The sequence below is a fragment of the Mesorhizobium sp. B2-3-6 genome, from assembly GCF_006442305.1.
GTDB lineage: Bacteria > Pseudomonadota > Alphaproteobacteria > Rhizobiales > Rhizobiaceae > Mesorhizobium.
Window position 1 is genome coordinate 238,512 of the sequence record NZ_VFVW01000007.1, and the last position, 25,386, is coordinate 263,897.

General features: G+C 62.9%; 33 protein-coding genes. 18 read left to right on the forward strand and 15 right to left on the reverse strand.

The genetic code is table 11. The features are described from left to right. The first annotated feature begins 112 nt into the window (after positions 1-112). Positions 113-907 carry an IclR family transcriptional regulator gene (locus tag FJ953_RS21300; RefSeq protein WP_140500488.1) on the forward strand — a complete coding sequence of 265 codons (795 nt, stop codon included), beginning with the start codon at positions 113-115 and terminating at the stop codon, positions 905-907. 2 nt (positions 908-909) lie between these two features. Here FJ953_RS21300 and FJ953_RS21305 read toward each other — a convergent pair whose 3' ends face one another. Beyond that, positions 910-1,113: a YdcH family protein gene (locus FJ953_RS21305; protein ID WP_140500489.1), complete on the reverse strand. Its 204-nt coding sequence runs from the start codon at positions 1,111-1,113 to the stop codon at positions 910-912. A gap of 240 nt (positions 1,114-1,353) precedes the next feature. On the opposite strand from FJ953_RS21305, the gene FJ953_RS21310 reads away from it, so the two are divergent. The 4 genes from FJ953_RS21310 to FJ953_RS21325 all read left to right on the forward strand — a co-directional run bounded on the left by FJ953_RS21310 (position 1,354) and on the right by FJ953_RS21325 (position 5,073). Then, a complete protein-coding gene (locus FJ953_RS21310; protein WP_097571999.1) occupies positions 1,354-1,533 on the forward strand; it encodes a YdcH family protein in 180 nt (59 codons plus the stop codon). 557 nt (positions 1,534-2,090) lie between these two features. Continuing rightward, a complete protein-coding gene (ispG, locus tag FJ953_RS21315) occupies positions 2,091-3,341 on the forward strand; it encodes a flavodoxin-dependent (E)-4-hydroxy-3-methylbut-2-enyl-diphosphate synthase (protein WP_140517596.1) in 1,251 nt (416 codons plus the stop codon). A 5-nt stretch (positions 3,342-3,346) separates the two neighbouring features. Then, positions 3,347-4,195: a lytic transglycosylase domain-containing protein gene (locus tag FJ953_RS21320; RefSeq protein ID WP_140625008.1), complete on the forward strand. Its 849-nt coding sequence runs from the start codon at positions 3,347-3,349 to the stop codon at positions 4,193-4,195. Positions 4,196-4,260: 65 nt separating this feature from the next. After that, on the forward strand, positions 4,261-5,073 hold the full coding sequence (locus tag FJ953_RS21325; protein ID WP_246674864.1) for a Stf0 family sulfotransferase: 813 nt from the start codon (positions 4,261-4,263) through the stop codon (positions 5,071-5,073). On the opposite strand, the gene FJ953_RS21330 is transcribed toward FJ953_RS21325, so the two are convergent. The 5 genes from FJ953_RS21330 to FJ953_RS21350 all read right to left on the reverse strand — a co-directional run bounded on the left by FJ953_RS21330 (position 5,074) and on the right by FJ953_RS21350 (position 10,019). Next, complete coding sequence (locus tag FJ953_RS21330; RefSeq protein WP_140625009.1) at positions 5,074-7,413, reverse strand: response regulator; 2,340 nt, start codon at positions 7,411-7,413, stop codon at positions 5,074-5,076. 180 nt (positions 7,414-7,593) lie between these two features. Then, on the reverse strand, positions 7,594-7,836 hold the full coding sequence (locus FJ953_RS21335) for a hypothetical protein (protein WP_140580068.1): 243 nt from the start codon (positions 7,834-7,836) through the stop codon (positions 7,594-7,596). Positions 7,837-7,849: 13 nt separating this feature from the next. Then, positions 7,850-8,068, reverse strand: coding sequence for a hypothetical protein (locus tag FJ953_RS21340; protein WP_140625010.1), 219 nt, complete (start codon positions 8,066-8,068; stop codon positions 7,850-7,852). Between the two features lie 207 nt (positions 8,069-8,275). Next, the gene (locus FJ953_RS21345; protein WP_140525755.1) at positions 8,276-9,031 is read right to left on the reverse strand and encodes an SDR family oxidoreductase; all 756 of its coding nucleotides are present in this window, start codon (positions 9,029-9,031) and stop codon (positions 8,276-8,278) included. A 70-nt stretch (positions 9,032-9,101) separates the two neighbouring features. Continuing rightward, positions 9,102-10,019 (reverse strand): polyprenyl synthetase family protein, encoded by a 918-nt coding sequence (locus FJ953_RS21350; protein ID WP_140625011.1) that lies wholly within the window; start codon positions 10,017-10,019, stop codon positions 9,102-9,104. Between the two features lie 78 nt (positions 10,020-10,097). On the opposite strand from FJ953_RS21350, the gene FJ953_RS21355 reads away from it, so the two are divergent. From FJ953_RS21355 to FJ953_RS21390, 8 genes are all read left to right on the forward strand, one after another. Continuing rightward, positions 10,098-10,859 carry a transglycosylase domain-containing protein gene (locus tag FJ953_RS21355; protein WP_140625012.1) on the forward strand — a complete coding sequence of 254 codons (762 nt, stop codon included), beginning with the start codon at positions 10,098-10,100 and terminating at the stop codon, positions 10,857-10,859. A gap of 142 nt (positions 10,860-11,001) precedes the next feature. Further along, entirely contained in the window at positions 11,002-11,184 is a 183-nt protein-coding gene (gene rpmF / locus FJ953_RS21360; protein WP_008834724.1) for a 50S ribosomal protein L32, read from the forward strand. A gap of 346 nt (positions 11,185-11,530) precedes the next feature. Then, positions 11,531-12,025, forward strand: coding sequence for an Lrp/AsnC family transcriptional regulator (locus FJ953_RS21365; protein ID WP_140500504.1), 495 nt, complete (start codon positions 11,531-11,533; stop codon positions 12,023-12,025). 2 nt (positions 12,026-12,027) lie between these two features. Next, positions 12,028-12,885, forward strand: coding sequence for a transporter substrate-binding domain-containing protein (locus tag FJ953_RS21370; protein WP_140625013.1), 858 nt, complete (start codon positions 12,028-12,030; stop codon positions 12,883-12,885). 100 nt (positions 12,886-12,985) lie between these two features. Continuing rightward, positions 12,986-13,645 (forward strand): amino acid ABC transporter permease, encoded by a 660-nt coding sequence (locus FJ953_RS21375; protein ID WP_140525757.1) that lies wholly within the window; start codon positions 12,986-12,988, stop codon positions 13,643-13,645. After that, positions 13,642-14,316: an amino acid ABC transporter permease gene (locus FJ953_RS21380; RefSeq protein WP_181171628.1), complete on the forward strand. Its 675-nt coding sequence runs from the start codon at positions 13,642-13,644 to the stop codon at positions 14,314-14,316. Before FJ953_RS21375 ends, FJ953_RS21380 begins: the two co-directional genes overlap by 4 nt. Before the next feature lie 32 nt (positions 14,317-14,348). After that, a complete protein-coding gene (locus FJ953_RS21385; RefSeq protein ID WP_140625015.1) occupies positions 14,349-15,302 on the forward strand; it encodes an agmatinase in 954 nt (317 codons plus the stop codon). A 179-nt stretch (positions 15,303-15,481) separates the two neighbouring features. Continuing rightward, complete coding sequence (locus FJ953_RS21390) at positions 15,482-15,883, forward strand: hypothetical protein (protein ID WP_140500511.1); 402 nt, start codon at positions 15,482-15,484, stop codon at positions 15,881-15,883. A 2-nt stretch (positions 15,884-15,885) separates the two neighbouring features. Here the strand turns inward: FJ953_RS21390 and FJ953_RS21395 are convergent, their stop codons facing one another. The 3 genes from FJ953_RS21395 to FJ953_RS21405 form a co-directional block, all read right to left on the reverse strand. Then, positions 15,886-16,317 carry a heme-binding protein gene (locus tag FJ953_RS21395; RefSeq protein ID WP_140625016.1) on the reverse strand — a complete coding sequence of 144 codons (432 nt, stop codon included), beginning with the start codon at positions 16,315-16,317 and terminating at the stop codon, positions 15,886-15,888. A 191-nt stretch (positions 16,318-16,508) separates the two neighbouring features. Then, positions 16,509-16,742, reverse strand: a complete 234-nt coding sequence (locus FJ953_RS21400; protein ID WP_140500515.1) for a hypothetical protein — start codon at positions 16,740-16,742, stop codon at positions 16,509-16,511. 76 nt (positions 16,743-16,818) lie between these two features. Continuing rightward, entirely contained in the window at positions 16,819-17,340 is a 522-nt protein-coding gene (locus FJ953_RS21405; RefSeq protein WP_140500517.1) for a helix-turn-helix domain-containing protein, read from the reverse strand. 89 nt (positions 17,341-17,429) lie between these two features. On the opposite strand from FJ953_RS21405, the gene FJ953_RS21410 reads away from it, so the two are divergent. Both FJ953_RS21410 and FJ953_RS21415 read left to right on the forward strand, forming a co-directional pair. Next, complete coding sequence (locus tag FJ953_RS21410; RefSeq protein WP_140625017.1) at positions 17,430-18,305, forward strand: alpha/beta hydrolase; 876 nt, start codon at positions 17,430-17,432, stop codon at positions 18,303-18,305. 50 nt (positions 18,306-18,355) lie between these two features. Beyond that, complete coding sequence (locus tag FJ953_RS21415; protein WP_140625018.1) at positions 18,356-19,012, forward strand: glutathione S-transferase family protein; 657 nt, start codon at positions 18,356-18,358, stop codon at positions 19,010-19,012. Between the two features lie 35 nt (positions 19,013-19,047). Here the strand turns inward: FJ953_RS21415 and FJ953_RS21420 are convergent, their stop codons facing one another. The 3 genes from FJ953_RS21420 to FJ953_RS21430 all read right to left on the reverse strand — a co-directional run bounded on the left by FJ953_RS21420 (position 19,048) and on the right by FJ953_RS21430 (position 20,868). Continuing rightward, positions 19,048-19,311 (reverse strand): metalloregulator ArsR/SmtB family transcription factor, encoded by a 264-nt coding sequence (locus tag FJ953_RS21420; RefSeq protein WP_140500522.1) that lies wholly within the window; start codon positions 19,309-19,311, stop codon positions 19,048-19,050. 31 nt (positions 19,312-19,342) lie between these two features. Beyond that, a complete protein-coding gene (locus tag FJ953_RS21425) occupies positions 19,343-20,590 on the reverse strand; it encodes an MFS transporter (RefSeq protein ID WP_140500523.1) in 1,248 nt (415 codons plus the stop codon). A gap of 83 nt (positions 20,591-20,673) precedes the next feature. Beyond that, the gene (locus FJ953_RS21430; protein WP_140625019.1) at positions 20,674-20,868 is read right to left on the reverse strand and encodes a DUF1192 domain-containing protein; all 195 of its coding nucleotides are present in this window, start codon (positions 20,866-20,868) and stop codon (positions 20,674-20,676) included. Between the two features lie 121 nt (positions 20,869-20,989). Between FJ953_RS21430 and FJ953_RS21435 the strand changes: the two genes are divergently transcribed. The 3 genes from FJ953_RS21435 to FJ953_RS21445 all read left to right on the forward strand — a co-directional run bounded on the left by FJ953_RS21435 (position 20,990) and on the right by FJ953_RS21445 (position 23,357). Beyond that, positions 20,990-22,000, forward strand: a complete 1,011-nt coding sequence (locus FJ953_RS21435) for an NAD(P)H-quinone oxidoreductase (protein WP_140500527.1) — start codon at positions 20,990-20,992, stop codon at positions 21,998-22,000. 195 nt (positions 22,001-22,195) lie between these two features. Further along, positions 22,196-22,336, forward strand: a complete 141-nt coding sequence (locus tag FJ953_RS21440) for a DUF1127 domain-containing protein (RefSeq protein ID WP_140500528.1) — start codon at positions 22,196-22,198, stop codon at positions 22,334-22,336. A 325-nt stretch (positions 22,337-22,661) separates the two neighbouring features. After that, positions 22,662-23,357, forward strand: a complete 696-nt coding sequence (locus FJ953_RS21445; protein ID WP_140550924.1) for a DUF1013 domain-containing protein — start codon at positions 22,662-22,664, stop codon at positions 23,355-23,357. Positions 23,358-23,422: 65 nt separating this feature from the next. On the opposite strand, the gene FJ953_RS21450 is transcribed toward FJ953_RS21445, so the two are convergent. The 3 genes from FJ953_RS21450 to FJ953_RS21460 form a co-directional block, all read right to left on the reverse strand. Next, on the reverse strand, positions 23,423-24,142 hold the full coding sequence (locus FJ953_RS21450) for a YafY family protein (RefSeq protein WP_140625020.1): 720 nt from the start codon (positions 24,140-24,142) through the stop codon (positions 23,423-23,425). A gap of 88 nt (positions 24,143-24,230) precedes the next feature. Next, the gene (locus FJ953_RS21455; RefSeq protein WP_224680332.1) at positions 24,231-24,674 is read right to left on the reverse strand and encodes a hypothetical protein; all 444 of its coding nucleotides are present in this window, start codon (positions 24,672-24,674) and stop codon (positions 24,231-24,233) included. Positions 24,675-24,729: 55 nt separating this feature from the next. Then, a complete protein-coding gene (locus tag FJ953_RS21460; protein ID WP_140517872.1) occupies positions 24,730-25,320 on the reverse strand; it encodes a DJ-1/PfpI family protein in 591 nt (196 codons plus the stop codon). Positions 25,321-25,386 lie beyond the last annotated feature (66 nt).

Consider the following 25,386-nt stretch of genomic DNA (forward strand, 5'->3'; position numbering starts at 1 on the left):
TTGTGTTCCCCTACGCACAGGCAATACGCGCACCCGGATCGTTACAGAAATTGTCTCTTACAAGGGACGAGTGTATCCTGTACAAGACAGATACTAACATCAGGAATCGACAATGCAAGATGGCAGCGCCTTGGCGGTCTCAGCGGACGCAAAGATTTCGGTCTCTCGGGAGAAGGGCCTCAACCGGGTGCTCGAGATTCTGGAGTTCCTTCATTCGACGCAGCGCGCCATCGGTATCGGCGACCTCGCCAAGGGGGTCAACGCGCCGCGTTCGACCACCTACACACTGGTGCGATCGCTGGTCGATGCGGGCCTCCTGGAGATGGCCGGCGACGGCAACCGCGTCTATTTCGGTAAGAAGCTCTATCTCTATGGAATGGATTATGTGCGCGGCAACGACCTCTTGAGGCGAGGACGCCAGGAGGTCGACAACCTGTCGCGCGAGACCGGTGAGACCTCCGAACTGTGCATGCTGCAGAGCGGCCGCTACACGATCGTCCACTCGAGCCCGGGCACCCGGCCGTTCCGCATCAGCTCCGCCACCGGATTGCAGATTCCGCTGCCCTGGACCGCGTCAGGCAGGCTGCTGCTCGCCGGCCTCGAACAGGCCCGGATCGAAGCCATGATATCGGAAGACGACCTTATGCTGCCCGATGGCCGCAGATTGCGGCTGGACGATTTCATCGCCGACATAGCGACGGCGCGAGCCACCGGCTATTGCATCACTTCGGGGCTCGTCGACGCCTATACGAAATGCCTCGCCGCGCCGGTGTTTTCAGCACCCGGCACCGTCGAGGCGACGATGTGCCTAGTGGTGCCCATCGACACGTCGCAGGAGAAGACAGGCGAACTCCTGGCCCTGTTGCGCGAACGCGCGGCGCGGCTTTCGATCGCGGCCTGGACCTGAAGTCAGGCGATGATGTCCGGGATGATCCTGTCTTCCAGCTTCATCAGCCGATCCTTCAGCGCAAGCTTCTTCTTCTTCATGCGCTGGATCTGCAGCGGGTCGCAGTTCATGGCGATCATCGCATTGATCGCGGCGTCGAAATCGGCGTGTTCCTGCTTCAGCCGGGAAAATTCGAGGCGAATATCGGCCTGTTCCTGATCGGACATTCTCTACCGTCTGCACGTCTGCGGCGCCCAAAGCTGGGCCTGATTGGGCGGGGGGTGGCACTCTCTGCCACCGGCGCGCAGCCCATATCACATTTCACGTTGTCGTGGAATGCTACCACGGATCATTCGACATCGCTGCGCGAAGGTGGCACACTGTCATTGTGCCGTCACAGAGCGAGCCTGCGGTGGACGCGCCTTTGGCGGCTGCAATCGAGGAAATCATGAAAGGGAGAACCAATCATGTCTCTTGCATCCCATCTTGATGAGTTGCAGCGGAAACACGGCGACATCGAACGCGAGCTCGATGACGCGATGAATCACCCGTCGGTGGACGACCTGGAAATCGTGAATCTCAAGCGACGCAAGCTGGCAATCAAGGACGAGATTGAAAAACTGAGGGCCAAACCCACGACGCATTGATGCCCCACTAACATAACCGCTCACCATTCGGGTCTTTCCTGCCGGCGGCAATTGCCGCCGGACTGGTGGTTTTGATCTTCGATTTCAGGTCGACCATCACAGATATTCGTACCAGGCAGAGGCCTTCCGACTTCCTAGTCCCAGGACGAGTAGGGGCGAAGCTCGTCGCGGCTCCCCTTTACCATAACTGACCGAAGAGTGCAGCGGAGCAGAATTCCGCCTTGCCGCGGCGCTCTGAGGTCAGGGCTTGGATTCTGGGACTGCGCTGCGTCGCTCTTCTCCTTGCTCCTCCCCGAAATGACGGACTCGTTCCGGGAAAGACAAAGCGATGGGGCCTGCCAATCGCCAGGTAGCCGATTGGCCGACGCAAGCGAGCGATAAAAGTCGGGCGCCGAGCAACCGGCGGCGGCATCGATTGCGGCCAGTAGCGACCTGTCGCCATTGACAAGCCATCTTTGCTCCTCCACCTCATGCCCGGACTTCAGCGCATCGGCCCGGAGCGCGCTTTTGTGCGTCCAAGTGGACGCGCGGCGCTCCAGAGATTAAAGGCTGCCGGCATGACCGGATATTATTCCTTTCCCTTCCCGCGCCGCACCTCGGTTGGCGTCGATGTGGGCGGCGTGGTGGTTGGCGGCGGTGCTCCCGTCGTCGTGCAGTCGATGACCAATACGGATACCGCCGATGTCGACCAGACGGTCGCCCAGGTCGCGGCGCTGCATCGCGCCGGCTCCGAGATCGTGCGCATCACCGTAGACCGCGATGAAAGCGCCGCCGCCGTGCCGCGCATCCGGGAGCGGCTGGCGCGGCTCGGTATCAACGTGCCCATCGTCGGCGACTTCCACTATATTGGTCACAAGCTCCTGGCCGATCATCCGGCCTGCGCCGAGGCGCTGGCCAAATACCGCATCAATCCCGGCAATGTCGGCTTCAAGGACAAGAAGGACCGGCAGTTCGCGGCAATCGTCGAGATGGCGATCAAACATGACAAGCCGGTGCGCATCGGCGTCAACTGGGGCTCGCTCGACCAGGAACTCCTGACCCGGCTGATGGACGACAACCAGGCCCGCGGCTTTCCGTTGACCGCACAGCAAGTGACGCGCGAGGCGATCGTGCAGTCGGCGATCCTCTCGGCCGAGATGGCCGAGGAGATCGGCCTTGGCCGCGACAAGATCATCCTCTCGGCCAAGGTCAGCGGCGTGCAGGACCTGATAGCCGTTTACACCGAGCTCGCCAGCCGTTCCGACCATGCGCTGCATCTCGGCCTCACCGAAGCCGGCATGGGCTCGAAAGGCATCGTCGCCTCATCCGCCGCCATGGGCATCCTGTTGCAGCAAGGCATCGGCGACACCATCCGCATATCGCTGACGCCGGAGCCGAACGGCGATCGCACGCGCGAGGTGCAGGTGTCGCAGGAATTGCTGCAGACCATGGGCTTCAGGCAATTCGTGCCGATCGTCGCCGCTTGCCCCGGCTGCGGCCGCACAACCTCGACCGTGTTCCAGGAACTGGCCCAGAACATCCAGGCCGATCTCAGGAAGAACATGCCGGCGTGGCGTGAGAAATACCCAGGGGTCGAGAACCTCAAGGTCGCCGTGATGGGCTGCATCGTCAACGGCCCGGGCGAGTCCAAACATGCCGATATCGGCATTTCGCTGCCAGGCACCGGCGAGACGCCGACGGCGCCCGTTTTCGTCGACGGCAAGAAGGCGGCGACGCTGCGCGGACCGTCGATCGCGCAGGATTTCGAAAAGATGGTCGCCGACTATATCGAACAACGATTTGGTCGCGGCAAGGCCGCGGCAGAGTAGGTCGAATGCTGCGCTTCCTCCCGGTTGCGCTGATCCTGCTGTGCGGGTGGCCTACCCTGGTCCAGGCCGATCCGCCGCAATCGGCCAAGCAGCGGCTGATCGACAAGGTCTGCAACCTGATCCAGGCCCATGCCGACCAGAACGGCCTGCCCAGGGATTTCTTCGCCCGGCTGATCTGGAAGGAAAGTCGGTTCGATCCCAACGCCGTCAGTCCGGTCGGCGCCGAAGGAATCGCCCAGTTCATGCCGGGGACCGCCAAGATGCGCGGGCTCGCCAATTCCTTCGACATCAACCAGGCGATCCCGGCCTCGGCGAAATACCTCGCCGAGATGAAGACCAGCTATGGCAATCTCGGCCTGGCGGCCGCCGCCTACAATGCCGGCGAAAACCGGGTCTCGCGCTGGCTGGGCTCGGGCGGCTTCCTGCCGATGGAAACCGAAAGCTATGTCTTCGACATCATGGGCGAGCCGGTCGATAAGTTCGCCGACCGCGCCTATGCCGGAAGCGTGCGACCGCTCGACGCGAAATCCGATTTCGTCGCGGCCTGCCGTAAGCTCCCGGTGATCATGTCGCGCACGGTGGCGATGGCTTCCATCAACATAAAGCCGTGGGGAATCCAGGTGGCCGGCAATTTCCGCCGCAGCGCCGCGGTCAACCAGTGGCTCAGGGTGAGGGGCCGCTTCCCGGCCCTGCTAGGCGGGCATGATCCGGTGGTCAGCCGGGTGCGCACGCCGATCGGCCGGCGCGGCATCTACGCGGTCAGGATCGGGGTCGACGACCGTGCCGTCGCCGGCGCTATCTGCCAGAAGTTGCAAAGTGTCGGCGGGGCATGCGTGGTGGTGCGCAACCGATAGCGGGTGTGTCGTTGCGGGTGAAGGGGCGATAAAAAATGCCGGCCGCGGCTATAGGCGACCCTGGATTGGCCGGCATTGCCCTGCCTTCGACGAGCAATGAGGGCCGCAGGATGGTCGGCGCATATATTATCTGCGGCACGCCCAGGACCGGAAGCACTTTGCTGTGCAAACTCCTGGCCTCCACGAAGGCGGCGGGCGATCCTCATTCGTTCTATCGGCGGCAGGACGTGCCCGAATGGGCCGAAGAGTGGGGGCTGCCCGGCCGCGACACGATGGGCGAACTCGAATTCAATGCCGCCTATCTCAATGCGGCCATCGCCGCCGGCAAGGATGGGACCGGTATTTTCGGCCTGCGCCTGATGCGAGAGAATCTGGATGAGCTTTCAGCGATACTCGACCGGATTTTCCCGAGGCTTGTCTCGGATAAAGCTCGTTTCGAGAGGGCGTTTGGCCGTGTTCTCTACATACATCTGTCACGCGAGGACAAGCTTGCGCAGGCCGTATCGCTGGTCAAGGCGCAGCAAACCGGCCTTTGGCATGTCGCTCCTGATGGAACCGAGCTGGAAAGGGTGGGGCCTCCCCGGGAACCTCAATATGATTTCGGGCGGATCAAGGATGAGGTTGCCGAGCTCGGAGCTTATGACGCTGCCTGGAACATGTGGTTCGCGGAGCAAGAGGTAATCCCGCTGCGGATCGGCTATGAGCGCCTGTCGAGCGATCCGGTTGCAACGTTGGCGTCCGTTTGCGACGCCTTGGGGGTTCAGGCACCGGATGCTGGGGATATAAGACCCGGCGTCGCAAGGCTTGCCGACGAGACAAGCCTCAACTGGATGCGCCGTTATCATCTGGATGCGGCGTCCGAGGCGTCGACGGCATAGCTATGCCGTCTTCGCCACCACCGTTTCGCTGAGCCAGGTGCCGATCTTGGCGCCGAGGCGGTCGGGTGAAACCGGCTTCGGCAGATAGTCGTCCATGCCGGCTTCGATGCACTTGTCGCGGTCGCCCTTCAGCGCATGCGCGGTGACGCCGATGATCGGAATGTGGCTGCCATCCGAGGCCTCCGTCGCCCGGATGGCGCGGGTCGCCTCGTAACCGTTCATCTCCGGCATGGAGACGTCCATCAGGATCAGCCTCGGGCGCAACGAGCGGTACATCTCGACCGCCGTGCGGCCGTTGCCGGCTATGCGATAGCTCAAGCCCAACCCGTTGAGAATCTGGCCGAACACCAACTGGTTCACCTCGTTGTCCTCGGCGATGAGGATGTCGATCGGACCGTTCGGCGCGACCGTCGGTTCCGGCACGGGGACGGCCGGCATTGCCGGGCCGCGGATGACGGTAAAGGCGGGCGGCGCCGCCTGCGGCAGCGCCGGTACAGGTTCGCGAACGAACTGCGCCCTGCCGACCTGCGAGCGGGCTTTCTGGACGACCGAGATGACGGTGCCGAGCAGGACCGCGGAGCGCGCCGGCTTGGTCAGGTGCGCGGCAATGCCGAAATCAATGATCATCTTGCCGAAATCGACCTGGTCGACCGAGGTCAGGAGCACGACCGGTATGGCCGACAGCCGGCTGTCGGCGGCGATGGCTTTCGCGACATCGGCGCCGTTCATACCGGGCATCTGGTAATCGAGGATGATGCAATCGACGGCGGCCCCCAGCTGGCAGGCGCGGTCGAGGAAAGCCAAGCCGACCGCACCGCTTTCGGCGGCGGCGCAGTCGAAGCTCCAGCTCCTGAGCTGTTCGAGCAGGATCTCGCGGTTGACCGGATTGTCGTCGATGACCAGAACGCGGGCGCCGGTGACGTCGACCGGCACGATCTCGTCGCGAGCCTCGGCACGATGCACGGGCAGGGGCACCGCGAACCAGAATACGGAGCCGCGGCCGATCTCGCTCTCGACGCCAATCTTGCCGGCCATCAGGTCGACGAGGCGGGCGGCGATGGCGAGACCAAGGCCGGTGCCCTCGTGACGGCGGGTCGAGGAGCCGTCGACCTGGGCGAATTTTTCGAACACGTTCTGCAACTTTTCGGCCGGGATGCCGATGCCGGTGTCCTCGACGCGCAACTTGAGCTGGACGACGTCATTGACGGTTTCGCCGCCGACGTCGATCAGCACATGGCCCTTCTCGGTGAACTTCACCGCGTTGCCGAGCAGGTTGGTGACAATCTGGCGGAACCGCCCGGCGTCGCCGACGACGTAGGCCGGCAGGCGCGGGTCGACGCGCACGATCAGTTCGAGGTTCTTTTCGGCGACATGGGCGGAGACGAGCGTGGCCACATCCTCGACCGCCTCGGCAAGGCGGAACGGCGCCGGGTCAAGCGTGAGCTGGCCGGCATTGATCTTGGAGAAATCGAGGATGTCGTTGATGATGGTGAGCAGCGCATTGCCGGATTTGACGATGACGTCGGTGAAGGTCTTCTGGCGCGCGGTCAGCTCAGTCTTGGCCAGCAGCTCGGCCATGCCGAGCACGCCGTTCATCGGCGTGCGGATTTCGTGGCTCATATTGGCGAGGAATTCCGATTTGGCGCGGTCGGCCGCCTCGGCCTTGAACAGCGACTCGGCGGATTCGGCGAAGGCGCGGCGGATGGCTTGCTCCATCGGCCGGAAGATCCAGAAAGCGGCGATGGAGAGCACCGCGAACAGCAATCCGCTCGCCCACAGCAGCAGCCGGTCACTGGAGGCATCGGCCAAATGGCGCTCGTCGTCCATGGCGGTGCGGACGCGGACCAGCATCGGCTGGGCAAACAGGTCGTTCTGGTTGCGGATTTCGCGATAGCTCCACTCATCGACCTTCTGCGCCACCGACATCAGGTTGAAGTTTCGAATCATGTCGCGCGGAGACCAGAAAAGGTCGCCATTGACCGAAGCGGATTCGAGCTCGTTGATCGTCTTTGTCGACAGGCGTGGACGCAATGCGGCGATCTGGGCCGCAAGTGTCCCAATCTCGCTGGTCAGGCGTTCCGAATGGCCGCGCGCCGACGCGGTCAGCGCATCGCGCGTCTCCGCTCGCCAGGCGGTTCCCGTCGTCTCGGCGAAGCTGGTCGCGTTGCGCAGATCGCGGGTAAAGATGACAAGGTTGCTGCTCAGTGCATCGATCTGGTGGCGGAAGGAATTGACGCGATCAAGTGCGAGCATGATCGCCAGCGAAGCCAACGCGAAGATCAGCAATCCTGAGAGATAACGGCTCCGGATGGACCGTATGAAGGAAGAATATTCCGGCATGCGCAACCCCAACACATACGCATTATTTTAACGGTCGGGATTACGCTTGATTTACATTAAGATTTCGTTCTGGCGATCGAGAATTTCGGATTCCCGCCGAGCCTCCCATGTAGCCTGCCGGCTGCGCCGAGATGAAGGGCCGCGGCCACTTCAAGGGACGGTCAAGCTTCGGATATTATTTCAATCCGCGGGCCGTTTGTGATGCCGGGATTCCTGGTTCGAGCCGCGAAGCATTTCACGGTCATCGGCATCGACCAGATCGACGTCGCCGCCCCTGAGCGACTGGCCCTGCTGGCGAGCCGTTCTTTCCTGTTTCGACCGCTTCAGTTCGTCCTCGGCGTTGAAATTCTTGTCCGCATTCTTGGTGTTCACCCGCTCCTCGATGATTCGCACCTGCTGTTCGTGGGTCTTCTTGCCGGTCATGGGATATCTCCCTCTATTTGTTCGTCCGGCCGGTCTGGTCGGGGTTCACACCGCCTTGCGGGGTGGTGTCGTTCTCGACATCGCCCCGAAAAGTATTTTCGCCATCGAGTTCCTCGTCGTCATCAAGAATGTCGCCACCCTTGATGGTGCCTTTGGATGCGCCGATGCCGGGTTCGTTGCGCAAGTCGCGATCGCTTGGCCTCGGCTGTTTGCGATGCTTGTTATCGTTCATGGGTTGCCTCCTGCTTCTGGTCCCGAACGTCGCGACGGGTGCAATTGTTCCCGAAATGCAAGGTCCCCAAACGCTCTGGCCGGGAGTGAGGCCACCGCAGCCGCGTATCTTCGAACAGCGGAATGCTGCCACGAGTGATGTCAGCTCCGCGTCAACCGGCTATCGATCGGGCAGCATTTGGCGCGCCTGCCTGTTCGGCGCGGCGGATCAGATCGACGCTGTGATGCCGCCGTCCACATAGAGAATATGGCCGTTTACGAAAGAGGAGGCCTCGCTGGCCAGGAAGACGCAGGCGCCGACCAGTTCCTCGACCTTTCCCCAGCGGCCGGCTGGCGTGCGCTTTTGCAGCCAGGTGCTGAACGCAGGGTCGGCGACAAGGGCAGCGTTGAGCGGCGTATCGAAATAGCCGGGTGCAACGGCATTGCATTGCAGGCCATGTTTGGCCCAATCCGTAGCCATGCCCTTGGTCAGGTTGCCGACCGCGCCTTTCGTCGCCGTGTAGGGCGCGATGCCCGGACGGGCGAGCGCGGTCTGCACGCTGGCGATGTTGATGATCTTGCCGCGGCCGCGCCTGATCATATGGCGCGCCACGGCCTGGCCGACATGGAAGACGCTGGCGACGTTGGTCTGCAGCAGGCGCTCGAACGCATCGGCGGGAAACTCCTCGAGCGGCGCGCGGAATTGCATGCCGGCATTGTTCACCAAAATGTCGATCGCTCCGCCGTCCAGTTCGAAACCGTCGACCGCCGAGCGAACCGCTTCATGATCGGTAGCATCGAAGGCCAGCTTTTCCGCTCCGGGAATCTGCCTGATCGCGGTGGCGAGCCTTGCCTCGTCACGGCCGTTGAGGATCACCCTGGCGCCGGCTTCGGCCAAACCCTTGGCCAAGGCGAAGCCTATGCCTTGCGAGGAGCCGGTTACGAGGGCGGTGCGCCCGCTGAGATCGAACAATTTGGTCGACATCGAACCTGATCCTCCCGATTGGCCCGTTAAACAGAAACCTTCACGCCAAGCCTCGGGGTCTGCCCCGATCTCAATTGTTGCGCGTCGCCACGAAGGTCGCGGCTGCCTTCAGCAGGCCGGCCTGCTCGCCATAGGGTTCGAGCAGCGCATGCGCCTGATGGACAAGGCCATGCAACTGGGCGCGTGCCCATGCCTCCCCGTGCAGCGCCACCAGCGTTGCCTTGCCGGCGGCGGCGTCCTTGCCCGTCGCCTTGCCCATCTGTGCGGCATCCGCGGTCAAATCGAGAAGATCGTCGGCAAGCTGGAAGGCAAGCCCGATCGCCGAGCCGAACTCGGCCAGTCTTTCGCGATCCCCGGCAGGCACGCCGGCGACGACCGCGCCCGCCTCGCAGGCAAAGCGGATCAGCGCACCGGTCTTCATCGCCTGCAGCCGGATGATCCCGGCCTCGTCCGGCGCGATGCGCTCGGCCTCGAGGTCCAGCGTCTGGCCGCCGACCATGCCGCCGGCCCCGGCGGCGCGGGCGAGCGCCAGCACAAGGGCGGCCCGCCGCTCCGCCGGCAGCGCCGTAGTCTCGTCGGCGAGGATGTCGAAGGCAAGCGTCAGCAGGGCGTCGCCGGCGAGGATGGCAGTCGCCTCGTCGAAGGCCCTGTGCACGGTAGGCTGGCCGCGGCGCAGATCGTCGTCGTCCATCGCCGGCAGGTCGTCATGGATCAGCGAATAGCAGTGCACGCATTCCAGTGCGGCCGCCACGCGCAGTGCCGCTTCGCCGTCGGCGGAAAACAGGGCCGCGCTTTCCATCACCAGAAAGGGGCGCAGGCGCTTGCCGCCGTTGAGCACGCCGTGCCGCATCGCCGCCATAAGGCGCCCGGGCCGCGCGATCTCGCCCGTGAGCGCGCGGTCGTCGAGCAATCGCCGCAGCAACGTCTCGACGGCGGCGGCCCGTGCAACGAGCGCCGTTTCGAACGCCATTTCATCGTCATTCGTCATGGCCCGGACCGGTAGCCGACACTCAGACGTTGCGCAAGAAGACAAGCGCCATTATGCCGGGGGAGGGAGAGACACGGGTTGGGCGACTTGGCGGAACCGATCGTCGATCATGAAACCGAAAAGCTGGACATGGCGACGAGATCCCGTGGCGTGAACCGTCGTGCTCTCAAACGCTGGGTCCGGCGCGGTGTCGTCGTGGCTGCCGTGCTGGCGCTTATCCCTACGGTGCTGACCTTTCTCTATCTGCCGTCTTTCGTGCATCCGGTGTCGACGCTGATGCTGAAGGATCTTGCCACCTTCTCCGGCTATGACCGCCGCTGGGTGTCGATCGACGACGTGGCACCGGTGCTGGCCAATTCGGTGATCATGTCGGAGGACGGACAGTTCTGTTTCCATCGCGGCGTCGACCTCGGCGAATTGCGGGGTGTCGTCGACGACGCGCTGGCCGGCGAGGGGACGCGCGGCGCTTCGACCATCACCATGCAGACGGTGAAAAACCTGTTTTTGTGGTCCCGTCCGCTGGGCACGGTTCGTAAAGTCGTCGAGTTGCCGCTGGCCGTGTATCTCGACGCGGTGATGTCGAAGCGGCGCATCATGGAAATCTACCTCAACATCGCCGAGTGGGGGCCTGGCATATACGGCATCGAGGCGGCGGCGCGGCACCATTTCGGTATTTCGGCAAAACAGCTGTCGCGCCGTCAGGCCGCGCTGCTTGCCGTCAGCTTGCCAAATCCGATCGCCCGCAACCCGGCCAAGCCCGGGCCGGGGCTGAGGAGGCTGGCCAACCTGATCGAGCGGCGCGCCGGCCGATCCGGCGCTTATGTCGGCTGCCTCCAGTAGCCGACATAAAAAAATTCGCGGGCAGCGCTGGCCAAAACGGCACCGGGCGTGTATAGGCACCCGACTTTCTCAGATTCCGGCCCCTGACACGGCCCTTTCACGAGGGCGGGCGGGGCTTTTGACCATGTAGTGGAGCATATCCATGGCCGTTCCGAAACGAAAAACCTCTCCGTCCAAGCGCGGCATGCGCCGCTCGGCAGACGCCCTCAAGGCCCCGACCTATGTCGAGGACAAAAACTCCGGCGAAATGCGCCGCCCGCACCATATCGACCTGAAGACCGGCATGTATCGCGGCCGCCAGGTGCTGACGCCCAAGGAAAGCTGAGACCAGCTTTCCTGATGTTTGAGCTAAAAAGACCGGCCGCTGGCCGGTCTTTTTGCGTCTGTCGGGACCGACGACCGACAGCGTAGCTGCGTCTCCAGGCCTTGATCTCCGATCGGCCCGGACGCCGCCTCATCGTGCATCCTCGAGGCATGGCCGATTACGTGCCGGACATCGCCTTCAACTCGCTCGACACGACTTTTCCCAATGATCGAACCGTAAGCCCGATGCGCGGCAATCGCTGGAGGCAGCGTCGCTGGTGTTTTTCGCAATCTGTGGGATTGCCATAGACGGTTTCTTATGTAATTTTTGAATTTATAGTCGGAAATCGACACAGATTGGGAATTCAATGTGGGATTTCGTCAGCACAAGTGATCTCGACGATACCGAGCAGGCCGTCCTTTCCCAACTCAAGGTCGATGGGCGGATGTCGAGTGTGGATATCGCCAAGCGCATCGGCGTCACCGAAGCGACGGTGCGGCGGAAAATGGCCCGTGTGCTCGAGGACCCGGATATCTGCATCCAGGCGGTCGTGCGCCCTTTGCGCAGCGATGTCGGCATTGCGGCCATTGTCGGGCTCGACGTCGACCGCGAGCACATCATCAGCGTTGCTCGAAAACTGTCGGAATACTCGTTCGTCGACAGCGTTTACGCCATGACCGGGCCGTTCGACATCATCATCCAGCTCACTTTGCCATCCACGACCAGCCTGCACGATTTCCTCGTCAGTGAACTGGCCAACGTTCCCGGGATCAAGGATTCCGAGAGCTACATGATCGGTCGCGTCTTCAAGCATAGCGGCCGGGCCTACCAGCACAGCAAAACCGAAGAAAAAAGAGGGTAACAATGGGTGAGTTTCTTTCCGCTTCGCGCCGCCGCGTCCTGACCCTTCTTGCCGCCGCGCCGCTCCTCCTGCCGTTCGCTGCCGCCGCCCATGCCGATGGGCTGGTCGACCAAATCAAGCAGCGCGGCACCATCCTCGTCGGAACCGAGGCCGCGTTCGAGCCGTTCGAATTCGTCCGCGACGGCCAGATCGTCGGCTACAACAAGGACATTCTCGACTATGTGGTCAGCCAGCTCGGCGTGAAGCTCGACCAGCTCAACCTGCCTTTCCAAGGCTTGCTGCCAGGGCTGCTGGCCAAGAAGTTCGACCTGATGGCGACCTCGACCGGCATCAACGCCGAGCGGGCGGCGAAATACGCCTACACGCGGCCAACCGGTTCGTTCGAGAACGTCGTCGTCGTGCGCGTCGACGAGGAGCGCATCAAGAAGCCGGAGGACATCAACGGCATGGTGGTGGCCACGCAACTCGCCTCCTCCGTGCAGCCCATCATCGAGGCCTATGACAAGGAGCTTAGGGATAAGGGCGGCAAGGGTGTCGGCGAGATGAAGCTGTTCACCTCCTTCCCCGAGACCCATGTCGCTCTGGCCTCCGGCCAGGTCGACGCCATCGTCATCGCCTCGCCTTCGGCGGCCGTTCTGATGAAGAACGTTCCCGATACCTACAAGGTCATCGGCTCGATCGGCGAATTCTCCTATCTCTCCTGGGTGGTGCGGCCGGAGGACAAGGATCTGCGCGCCTTCATCAACGCCAAAATCGGCGACCTGAAGGACAGCGGCAAGCTGAAGGAGCTTCAGCTCAAATGGTTCGGGTTCGAGATGAAGACGCCCGACGAGGGTTATCTGCCGCCTGGCGCGCTCTAAGCCCCAACCAGGCGCCCGGCGCTGCCGGACCGGTGGTTCCAGTCATTGGACGCGCCGGTCTCGGATGGCCCGGACGTCCAGGGATCATTCGAGCTGAAAAATGTTCCATTTTTCAAAGACGCTGACCTTCCTGCCGGAATTCCTGGCCGGCGCCGGCATCACGCTGAGCGTCTCGGCGCTGGGGTTTCTGGTGGGCACATTGATCGGCTTCGGCCTGCTCGCATGTGGCAGGTCGCGCTGGCGCGTGATCCGCTGGATCGGCGCGGTCTACACCAGCTTCATCCGAGGCACGCCGCTGATCGTGCAGATCTTCATGGTCTACTACGTGCTGCCGGGTCTCGTCGGTATCGACCTGCCGCCGCTCCTGGCCGGCGTGCTGGCGCTCAGCTTCAACAGCGCGGCCTTCGTCGCCGAAATCCTGCGCGCCGGACTGACGCGCATTCCCGCCGGCCAGTACGAGGCGGCCAAGGCGCTCGGGCTGAAGCCTGCCGTGACCTGGTTCAAGGTCATCCTGCCGCAGCTCTTCCGCGCCATTGTCCCGCCGATGGTCAACGAGTTCACCATGCTGGTGAAGGCATCCTCGATCCTGTCGGTGATCGCGGTGGTGGAACTGACCCGCACCGCGCAGAACATCATGAACGTCACCTACCGGCCGGTCGAGGCCTTCTGCATCGCGGCGGTGCTGTATTTCGTCGTGCTGCTATCATGCAGCCTGCTGACCAGGCATCTGGAACTCAAGGCGCGAGGCGCACGCGCATGAGCTTCGATTTTTCCGTCATAGCGGACAACTGGCAGATCCTCGCCAAGGGCTTCGGCAACACGGTGCTGATGTGCGCTGTCGCATTGCCGTTCGGCTTCGCGCTCGGCACCATGCTGGCGCTTATCCGGCTGCGCGGCGGACGGGTGCCGACGGCGATCGTCTCGGCCTATGTCGAAATATTCCGCAATATCCCGTTCCTGATCCAGATATTCCTTTTGTTCTACGCCTTGCCGATGTTCGGTGTCAGGCTCTCGCCCGTGGTCGTTTCGATCGGCGCGCTGTCAGCCTATGCCAGCGCCTATTCGGCCGAGATCATCAGGGGCGCGATCCAGTCGATTTCGTACGGCCAGGTCGAGGCCGGCTACGCGCTGGGGCTGCGCTACCTGACTATCTTCCGCAAGATCCTGGTTCCGCAGGTGCTCGGCTACATCCTGCCCGCGACCACCAATCTCACCATTACGCTGATCAAGGAATCGGCGATCCTGTCGGCGATCACCGTGCCGGAACTCACCTACATGGCCCAGAACATCATTGGCCGCACCTTTTCGCCGGTGGAGATCTTCACCGCCATCGCATTGCTGTACTGGGGGCTGACGGCCTTCGTGGCAGCGATCTCGCGCAGCCTGGAGCACAGGCTGCAACCCCATCTCGCAGCCCGCCGTGGCGCCTGATCCAAAAAAGCTTTCAACGCAGAGGAGACCCCATGTCCAAGCTCACCACCGCGCCGCGCGATGTCTTCCAGACATTCATGAACTTTCCGCTGGTCGAGGATCTCGACACGCTGAAGGCCGATGTCGCCATCATCGGCATGCCCTATGGCGATCCCTACACGATCGACGAGCTGATCAACGACCAGACCAATGCGCCGACCGCGGTGCGGCGCGCCTCGCAGCGGATCAGCCAGGCGCTCGACCGCTATGATTTCGACATCGGTGGGCCAGTCTTCGACGGCAAGGACATCAAGGTGGTAGACGTCGGCGACGTTCCCGGCGCGGCGGCCGATCATGTCGGGCACTATGGCAGAGCCGAAGCGGCGATCCGCAAGATCCGCGCCGCGGGCGCACTGCCGATCACAATCGGCGGCGACCACGGCATTCCGATCCCGATCTTCCGGGCGCTCGATGGCGAGGGTCCGATCACGCTGGTTCAGCTCGACGCCCATCTCGACTGGCGTGACAACGTCAACGGGGTCAAGGAGGGCTATTCCAGCACCATCCGGCGGGCCTCGGAAATGTCGCATATCAAGGATATTTTTCAGGTCGGCGTTCGCGGCCAAGGCAGCGCGCGCACCGAGGAGGTCGAGGCCGCCCGCGCCTATGGCGCCAACATCATCACCACCAATGAATGGCAGGACATCGGCACCGCCGCGCTCCTGAAGCGAATTCCCGACCGCGGTCGCTACTATCTCACCATCGACGCCGACGGCCTCGATCCGGCGGTGATGCCGGCGGTCGAGGGGCCACAGCCGGGCGGCGTCAGCTACCGGCAGACGATTGAGCTCATCAAGGGGCTGGTCGGCAAAGGAAGGCTGGTCGGCATGGATATCGTCGAGATCGCGCCGGCGCGCGACGTCAACGAGATCACCTCGATGACGGCCGGCCATATCATCCTCAACGTCATCGGCGCGGCCGTGCGCGCCGGCTACTTCAAGCGCTGATCGCGAGCGGGATGCGCGTTCACGCATCCCGCGGCTCGATTTCAAAGATGTCGGCCGGACAACCGGCTGACATCGTTGTTGCATTCGGTCTTCTAGCGTGTTTGGGGCGTGCTGCGAAAATTCTTGACGGCGTGCCGGTGGCGCACTCTACAAAGGGGTGCCCCAAATGGAGACGCCAGATGTTCGGTGCCGTCCCGCTGCTGATCGTGCCCTTTGTCCTCTACAATCTCGGGCTGCTCGGAATATTCGGCAGCGGTGACGATCCCTGGGCAAGCGAGGTCTTTTCCGTCGGCATGATGTCCGGCGGGGTGTTCTCGATGACGCTCGGCGACCTTATGGTGCTGATCGGGCTCATTTTCCTCTTCGTCGAGATCGTGAAATCGGCGCGCACTACGAACGCCTCGATCATGGACCATCTGTTGTCGACGCTGGTCTTCGTGGCCTTCCTGGTCGAGTTCCTACTGGTCAAGGGCGCCGCGCATTCGGTCTTCTTCACGCTGATGATCATCGCGCTGTTCGACGTGCTCGCCGGCTTCTCGGTGTCGATGCGGTCGGCGAGCAGGGATATCAACCTGAATTAGCCTTAGCCCGGATCGGCGGTGAAGCCGGCGGCCTCGATGCCGGCGATGGCGGCGGCTTCGTCATTGTCCGAGCTGTCGCCCGAAATACCGACCGCGCCTATGATGCTGCCTGCCTTGTCGCGGATCAGCACGCCGCCCACGACCGGCAACACGCGTCCGCCCGAGACGTCGGAGATGCCGATCATGAGATGCGGGCGCTCCTTGGCGAAGGCCTCGACGCGGCGCGAGCCCATGCCGATGGCGAGCGCGCCATAGGCCTTGCCGGCCGACATTTGCGGGCGCAGGAACGAGGCGCCGTCCTGGCGCTGGAAGGCGACGAGATGGCCGCCGGCGTCGAGCACCGAGACGCCGAGCGGCCTGAGCTTGAGCTCCGCGCCCTTGGCGAAGGCGGCATCGATGATCTCGAGGGCTTTGTCGAGCGGCAGTGCGGTCATGGCGATCTCCTGTTTGAACGGGGATAATCATCGGCAGCCAGCCGGACGAGGCAATCCAGGTTCCGGTTGAAATTGCTTCGTGGAAAGCGGGGTGAACGCGCCGATCCGGATCGCGCCTATGCCGCGATCCACCAAATGCGATCAACGGCCACCGGCTCAGGGCCGGCAACGAAGCAACCGGGAGCGGCGTGCTACTTCTTCTTGGCGCGGGCGGGCTTCTTGGCGGGCACTGCCGGCGCGTTGGCAAGGTCTTCGGCTTCCTTGGCCAGCCGCAGCGCCCGCAGCTTGTCGGTCTTGACCTTGCGGGCATCGCTCTCGGCGACATACTCGGCCATCGCCTTCTGTCGGACCGTGGCCGCTTCCTCCTGCTTCTTGAAGCGCAGATCGGCGCGCGCGCGGGCAGTATCCCTAGAGTTCTCAACCAAGAGTCTGTTCCAATCTCGTGACGTGATTTTCGGCCTCTTGTAGCAGAGCCGGCCATTCAACGGGGAAAATAGTTGGTCACGCGGCCGGGTTGGCGCCGAGAGCCTTGCTGGCGAGCACGGCCTCATAGGCGGCCTGCAGGGTCGCGCGTACAGAGGGGCCGGACGCTGCATCGAGGGGCGTGCCGAGATGCTCGTGGCGCAACTCATCCATGAATTTCTCCCATAGCGGCGGCCCGCCCTTTTCCAGAAGCTCGGCCCGGATCGACAATTCCTCGCTGACCGGCAGCCAGACGCGGCCCCAGGCGCCGAGATGGGCCAGGATCGGCACCAGGGTGATCGCCATTTCGGTCAGGCTGTAGATCGCCTTCTGCTTGTGCGAAGGATCGTCGGCCTTGGTCAGCATGCCCAGATCCATCAGCCGCTTCAGCCGGTCGGCCAGTATGTTGGAAGCAATGCCTTCCATCGACCCGTTGAGCAACTCGCGAAAATGGCGCCTGCCGCCAAAAATCATATCGCGAAGGATGATCAGGCTCCAGCGGTCGCCGAACACTTCCAGCGAAAGATTGATCGGGCAACCCGAGCGACGATCGATGTTCATTCGATTTCTCCAAAACCGGTTGCATTATTGTATCGGTTTTATTATGGTGCAACCGATTGCAAAATGCAAGCAGATGAGGAGGCCACGCGATGACGAAGACCGGACGCCCCACTATCATATCCGAAGCCTTTGGCGACCCCGCTCTGCTGCTGATCATGGGAGCGATGGCCTCAATGCTGTGGTGGCCGGAGGCGTTTTGCCGGAAACTCGCCGCCGCGGGACTGTTCGTAATCCGCTATGATAATCGAGATACCGGCCGCTCGACCAAATACCCGCCGGGAGAGCCGCCCTACACGTTCGACGACATGGCCGACGATGCGATCGGCGTTCTCGACAGCCACGGCCTCGACGAGGCGCATATCGCCGGCATGTCGATGGGCGGCATGATCGCGCAGCTCGTGGCGCTCAAGCATCCGTCCCGTGTCGCGTCGCTGACCGTGATCAGCAGCTCGCCGATGGGGGTGGACACCTCGTACCTGCCGCAGACCAGCGATGCCTATATCAAACATTCGGCTGAAGGCGCGCACATTGACTGGTCGGATCGCCGCCAGGTCATCGACTTCATGATCAAAGATGCCAAGGCGATCGCCAGCACAGCACATCCCTTCGACGAGGGCCGCATGAAAGCCTTCATCGAGCGGGACTATGATCGCTCCGCCGGCCTGCTCAGCGCGACCAATCATTTCCTGCTCAAGGGCGATAGTGACCGATGGAGGGGCCGACTGCACGAGATGAACGCGCCGCTGCTGGTCATCCATGGTACGGCCGATCCCATCTCTCCGGTCGAGCATGGCGAAGCGCTGGCCGGGGCGGTCGCCGGCGCGAAACTCCTCCGGGTTGAAGGCGGCGGCCACGAACTGCATCCGGACGATTGGGATGTGATCGTCGCCGGCATCGTTGCTCATATCCGGGCCGATTGGCACTCAAAGCGCGGTCCTGACGCCACAAGTTTGGGCGATAGTTAAGTAAACATTTCGGTACTAGACGACGTGAACCCCGAGACAGGTGAGCAAAAATGTCCCTGACGCTCCACTATCATCCGCTGGCCTCGTTTTGCTGGAAGCCGCTGATCGCGCTCTACGAGAACGGCACGCCGTTCGCGTCCGTCATAGTCGATCTCGGCGACGAGCAGTCGCGAGCGGCCTTCCTGAAGATAGCGCCCTGGGGCAAGATGCCCGCTTTGCGTGACGATGCGCGCGACCGCACCGTGCTGGAGTCGACCCTCGTCATCGAGTATCTGGCCGCGCACTATCCCGGACCGGTCGACCTCGTCCCCGCCGATCTCGACCTCGCAATCGCGGTTCGCCAGGCCGATCGCTTTTACGATCTCTATGTGCAGGAACCGATGCAGAAGATCGTCGGGGACCGGCTGCGCCCGGAACGTAGGACCGATCCGTTCGGCGTCGCACAGGCGCGCGACCAGTTGCGCAATTCCTACGCGATCATCGAGCAGGAGATGGCGTCGAGGAACTGGGCTGTGGGCGACGCCTTCACCATGGCCGATTGCGCGGCCTCGCCGGCCCTGTTCTACGCCAACAAGGTCGAGCCATTCGGCGACAGATATCCTGCCGTGAGTCGCTACCATGACCGGCTGTTGCAGCGGCCGGCCTTCGCCCAGGTGATTGAGGAGGCGCAGCCCTATTTCAAGCTCTTCCCCTATAATGATGGCTGATCGTGGTGCGTGACCGGTCGTTTGAACAGGAACGATCAAGTCTCCCAAAATTGGTCGAGCCAGATGTTGAGTTTCAGGAAGCCGGCATTGCTCACCGTATAGACGCGCCGCGTGCCTTCGGCCTTGGCGTGGACAAGGCCGGCATCGAGCAACACCTTCAGATGCTGCGATACGGCCGGACGTGAGACCGGCAGCCCGGCTGCCAGTTGATTGACGGTTTTGGGACCGCGTCGAAGTTCTTCCAGGAGATGGCGCCGGTTGGGATCGGCGATCGCCATGAAGGCGTCGGAAAGCATCATGCCCCATTTGTGGGGCAAAGTTCTTCGAATCTCAACCGTTTGCTTCTGCTTTTCTTCGTGGGTCAAGCCGCAATGCTTCCGGCGTCACCGAACGGTCGGCGGGCTGCGTCTTGAAGGCGTCGCGGTCCTCGATCGGCACCGGCGCGCGGCGGCTAATGCGCAGCAGCGTGTAGCCTGCCAGGGAAAGATGCGCGAAGGCGGTCGCCAGAAACAGGCCCTCCGGACGCATCCAGCCCATCAGGGCGGCCGCCAGCAAGGGTCCGATCATGGTGCCGAAGCCATAGAGCAGCAGCAGGCCGCCCGAAACCTTGACGAAGTCCTCGGCACTGGCGTGGTCGTTGGCATGCGCCACGGCGATCGAATAGAGCGTATAGGCGAAAGCACCGTAGGCGGCGGTGAAGACGATGACGAAGACGCCGGAGCGCGGCTCGAACAGGAAGATCAAGAGCGCGAACAGCGCAGCGCCGAAAGCGGCACCCGCCAGCACGAAGCGCCGGTCGGTCTTGTCGGAGAAACGCCCGGCCGGAAGCTGCATGGCGGCACCCGCCACCACCACCAGGCTCATCATCAAGGCGATCTCGGCGGTGGAGATGCCGATGCGGGCGCCATAGACGGCGCCAAGCGTGCCCCATGCGCCGTTGGCGATGCCGATGAGGACGCAAGCGATGGCCGAAACCGGCGAGTTGGCGTAGAGCCCCTTGACGTCGAGCTTGACGTCCTGGAGCGGCTTGGGGTGCGAGGCGGTCGATACCGCGGTCGGGATGAGTGACAGGCAGAACAGGATGCCGGTGATCATGAAGAGTGAGGCCGATTTCACGTCGCCGCCGGCGACGATCATCTGCCCGCCCATGATCGAGGCATAGGTAACCATCATATAGAGGCCGAAGACGGTGCCGCGATTCTCGTTGGTGGCCTTTTCGTTCAGCCAGCTCTCGATGACCATGAAGGCGCCGGCCATGGTGAAGCCGGTGAAGGCGCGCAACAGGATCCAGACATATTCGTCGATGACCAGTCCGGTGAGCAGCGCAACGATGGCGCCGGACGCGGCGAAGGCGCCGAAGGCGCGCACGTGGCCGGCACGGCGCACAATACGTGGTGCAAAGAAGCAGCCGGTGACGAAGCCGCCGGCCCAGGCTGTGCCCATCAGGCCAAGTGATGCGGTGGAGAAGCCTTCCACCTGGCCGCGTAGCGGCAACAGCAAGCCGTGCAATCCCGACGCCGCCAAGAGGAATGCGGTGCCGCGAAGCAGCGAAAGGATCGGTCTGTAGGCTGCGAGCATTTTTGATCCGGCTGGAATCGAGGAGAGGCGCAGAGTCTGAAGACAGTCGCATTCGGGCTTTTCGGAGGCGGGTCTTTTCGGCCTTATCCGCGGCGGAACAGCGCCTCGGCCGCGGATTTGGTGCTGTCCTTCGACTTGAGTTCAGCCTCCAACCGGGCGATCTCGTCACGCAGGATGCCGATCCGTTCCGACAACTCGCCGACGGAGAGCAGCGACAGGTCCTGCCCGATCTCGTGCGGACGCGCCTTCTTCTTGGGGTCGTCGTCGAAGATCGCCATTTGTGCTCCTCCTCCGCCATACCGATTGGCCATTTGCCTGATTTGCCAATGAGCATACATAGGGCAGGGGCGTCGATGCAAACAGCCGGCAAGAATGCGGCGAGGAAAGACGGGAGATTTCATGGCGAGCGGATCTAAAATTCCGGCAAGGATGACGGCCATCGCGATCTCCGAGCCGGGTGGGCCCAGGGTGCTGAAACCGGAGACGCGCGATGTGCCTGTGCCCGGTCCCGGCGAGATATTGATCAAGGTGCGCGCCGCCGGCGTCAACAGGCCCGACGTGCAGCAGCGGAAGGGCGCCTATCCGCCGCCGCCCGGTGCGTCGGACCTGCCGGGCCTGGAGGCGTCGGGCGAAGTGGCCGCGCTCGGCGACGAAATCTCTCGCTGGCGCCTTGGCGAGCGCGTCTGCGCGCTCACCCCCGGCGGCGGCTATGCCGAATATGTCAAGGTTCATGCCGGCAGCGTGCTGCCGCTGCCGGCCGGTTTCACCCACACGGAAGCGGCGGCCGTGCCGGAAAACTATTTCACCGTCTGGCACAATGTGTTCGAGCGCGGCGGCTTGAAGAAAGGCGAAACGCTGCTGGTTCATGGCGGCTCTTCGGGTATCGGCACAACGGCGATCCAGCTTGCATCGGCCTTCGGTGCCCATGTCATCACTACGGCCGGCAACAAGGAGAAATGCGATGCCTGCCTGAAGCTCGGAGCCGACCGGGCGATCAACTACCGCGAGGAGGATTTCGTCGCGGCGGTCAAGGAAGCGACGGGCGGCAAGGGTGCCGACGTCATCCTCGACATGGTCGGCGGCGACTATGTGGCGCGCAACTACGAGGCCGCGGCGGTCGAGGGCCGGATCGTCCAGATCGCCCTGCAAGGCGGCGCGGTGGCGAGCGCCGATTTCTCGAAAATCATGGTCAAGCGGCTTGTTCATACCGGTTCGACACTGAGGCCGCGCACCGTCGAGTTCAAGGCGGCGCTGGCAGCCGCGCTCGAAGCGCAGGTGTGGCCGTTGCTCGGCACGCGCCGGATCGCGCCCGTCATGGACATGATCTTCCCGCTTGCCGATGCCTGGCGGGCGCATGAGCGTATGGAGGAAGGCGATCATATCGGCAAGATCGTGCTCGACGTCGGCTGACGGCAACATTGCCGATGCCCGGCTGGCCGAGGCGGGCTCATACCCGCGACCCGGCCCCTGCCTGCAAGCTGAACAAAAGCTTAATGGTGCAATGCAGCATTTGCATCATTGCTATGCAAAATCAGCCATTCAAGTGCCGCTCGATGATGACTATTTGAGCATCATCGAAACGAACACCCCATTTGGAGGACTGACATGAACCCGATCCGCGCTTTCCGTAACTGGCGTATGTACAACGAGACCGTGCGCGAACTGAACCGCCTTAACGCGCGCCAGCTCAGCGATCTCGGCATCAACCGCGCCGACATCGAAAAGATCGCCCGCCAGGCGATCTGACTTCAAGAACCACCCCGCCGCAAGGCGGGGTCGCAAAGCAGAGCCGCCGCAGACGCTTGCTCGTCGCCGGTTCCGAACCCGCCGGACCTTGTCCGGCGGGTTTTGTCTTTCTGAACCCAAACATATTCGCGGCACCATTTCGTGCCGATCCGTGATCGATCTGCCCCCGGTGTGGCTGCCAGATCGACGCGCGTTTCCAAAAACGCATTCCCAAAAACATTGCGGAACGGCCGGAGAGCGGTTATATAACCCCCGAATTTCCCATTTTGGTGGCTCTAAACCACCGCCCGCGCGGGAACGCGGGCGAACGAGAAGGATTTTTAAAATGGCCAATACGCTGCTGATGCCAAAGGCGACCGCTGTCTGGCTGGTCGACAACACCGCGCTTTCCTTCGAGCAGATAGCACAGTTCTGCGGGCTGCATCCGCTCGAGGTCAAGGCGATCGCCGACGGCGAATCGGCGCAAGGCATCAAGGGCATGGATCCGATCATGACCGGCCAGTTGACCCGCGACGAGATCGCGCGTGCCGAGAAGGACCCGAACCAGCGGCTGAAGCTCTCGGACCCCAAGGTGCGGGTGCCGGAATCCAAGCGCAAGGGTCCGCGCTATACCCCGCTGTCGAAGCGTCAGGACCGACCGAACGCCATTCTCTGGTTGGTGCGCAACCATCCCGAATTGAAGGACGCGCAGATCTCGCGCCTCGTCGGCACCACCAAGTCCACGATCGAGCAGATCCGCGAGCGCAAGCACTGGAACTCTGCCAACCTGCAGCCGATGGACCCGGTGACGCTCGGTCTCGCCTCGCAGATCGATCTTGACATGGAAGTCAACCGCGCATCGCGCGGCCGCGAGCAGGCACAGCCGGTCGGCGACACACTGCTGCCGGCGGCGCTGACCGAGCGCCTGGTTCCGGCTCCCGAAAAGCCGAAGGACGAGGATGCCGAACTCGACGCCAACGCCGTGTTCGCCAAGCTCTCGGCTCTGAAGTCGAAGGACAAGGATAACGACGACGAGGAGTAGAATTCTCGCGAACTCCACCGAAAAGCCCGCTTCGAGCGGGCTTTTTTACTTACGGGTTGGAGATCTCAGCTTCGCGCCGCACGGTCCGGCGCCATGCCGTAATTCTCGCTGCGTTCCACCGCCCGGTAAAAATCGGCGAGCTGCTTGCCGCGCTCCGGCTTGAAGACGCGGCCTGCGATGACCACCGAGGCGATGCGATCGATGCGGAAGGCGCGGAAATCGTCGCGCATCTCGCACCAGGCGACCAGTGTCCACACCTTGCCCCAGAACCAAAGGCCCAAGGGCCTGATGTCGCGGGCGGTGCCGCGGCCAGCTTCGTCCGAATAGTCGATGGTCAGCACCTGGCGCTTCTCTATGGCGCGCTCGATCAGGTCGATCGCTTCGCGCGCGGCGTCGCTCACCACCCACATCGGCGTGTGGATCTCAGTGCGGGCGATACGGTCCTTTTCGGCATCGGGCAGCACCGCGCCGATCTTGACCAAAGCCTCATCAGCGGCCCGGGCCATGGCCGCACCGCCAAAGGCACGCACCATGCGGGCGCCGGCGACCAGCGCCACGATCTCGTCACGCGTGAACATCAGCGGTGGAAGGTCGAAACCCTCCCTCATCATGTAGCCGACGCCCGCTTCCCCGTCGATCGGCACTCCGGTCGACTGAAGGTCGGCTATGTCGCGATAGATGGTTCGCTCGGAAACCTCGAGCCATGTGCCAAGCTTCTGCGCGGTGACCAGACGGCCACCGCGCAAATGCTGCACGATCTGGAAGAGCCTGTCGGCGCGTCGCATCGTATGGTCCCTCGATGTTGTTCCTATGCATGTCGCCCAAAACCGGTTCCCACTTTTGGGCTGCATGCATCGTGTTCTTGCGCATGCCTTATTCCGAAACCGCAGAACACTCGGCGGCATGCATCATGGTTTCAGGCCTTCGCACTTGCGCTGCGCGGCCACAAATTCCGCGCCGAAGGACAATTTCCTCGTTGTCGGCGTCCTGGGCATCGAGCTCGCGCCAGAAGGGCGCGACATCGCTCAGCGTCATGCCGCGCCCGAGATCCTCAATGGCTGCTTCGGCAACGGTACGCCGATGATAGCCGATCGCGACCGGGCATGTCACTTCGGCGCCACGGTCAAAGGCAAGCGCCGTGCGCAGCACGCGAACGTCCATCTCGACGCCTTCGGGAATCGAGCGGATGAATTCGTCGACCTGTTGCGCCGTCGGCACCAGCATCGTCTGGTCTTCGACTCCATCTGCCACCGTGCGCGGGGCCGGTTTGATGCCGTTCACCCCCGGCGTGTTCAATCTGTCGGTCCAGCTCTTCATCGCTCGTCCTGTTCACCGCTCGCATCTATGGCATGGCGCTCCTGACACCATTCTGTCAGGAGGGTTCAGCATACTCCCTGGCGAATAGCGTCCGCATCTCGGCAAGTTCGCCGTTTCGTTCAGGATAGAGCGTCTTCAGGAAGGCCAGCGCGAAGGTGCCGGGCGCCGAACCTGGCGCGGAAACGATCTTGCCGTCGGACACGGCATGCGGCACGTCCTGATAATTGTGATCGCCAGCATAGCCAGCAATGTGGCGATTGATCCAGTCACGGCCATTGCTGGTGTGCCTCGCCTTCTCGAACATGCCGGCTCGGGCCAGCGCCAGCGTTCCGGCGCAGATACCGCCGACGACACCATCCCGCATCGCAACGTCCCTGAGCAATTCCGCCACCTCGGGCGGCGCCTCGCCCGCCCATCGGTCGGAGCCAATGACGGCGATGGCATCGAGATCGGCATTTTCATCGGCGCCGGCCGAGCGGTCGGGCGTCAGCCGGAAACCGCTGATCCCGCTCACCGGCCTGCCATCGGGTGTCAGCGAAACCGCGCGGGCGCCGAACCATTCGACCGCCGAGGCGGCCAGCAGGCCATATTCCCAGTCGGCGAAGCCGTCTATGAAAAGAAGGCCAATTGTCTTCTGCTTGGGCATACGCTCGCTCCGTCCCTCGCGTGCCGGACTTATCATCTGGGCGTTGGGGCGCCTACATCCAACCGC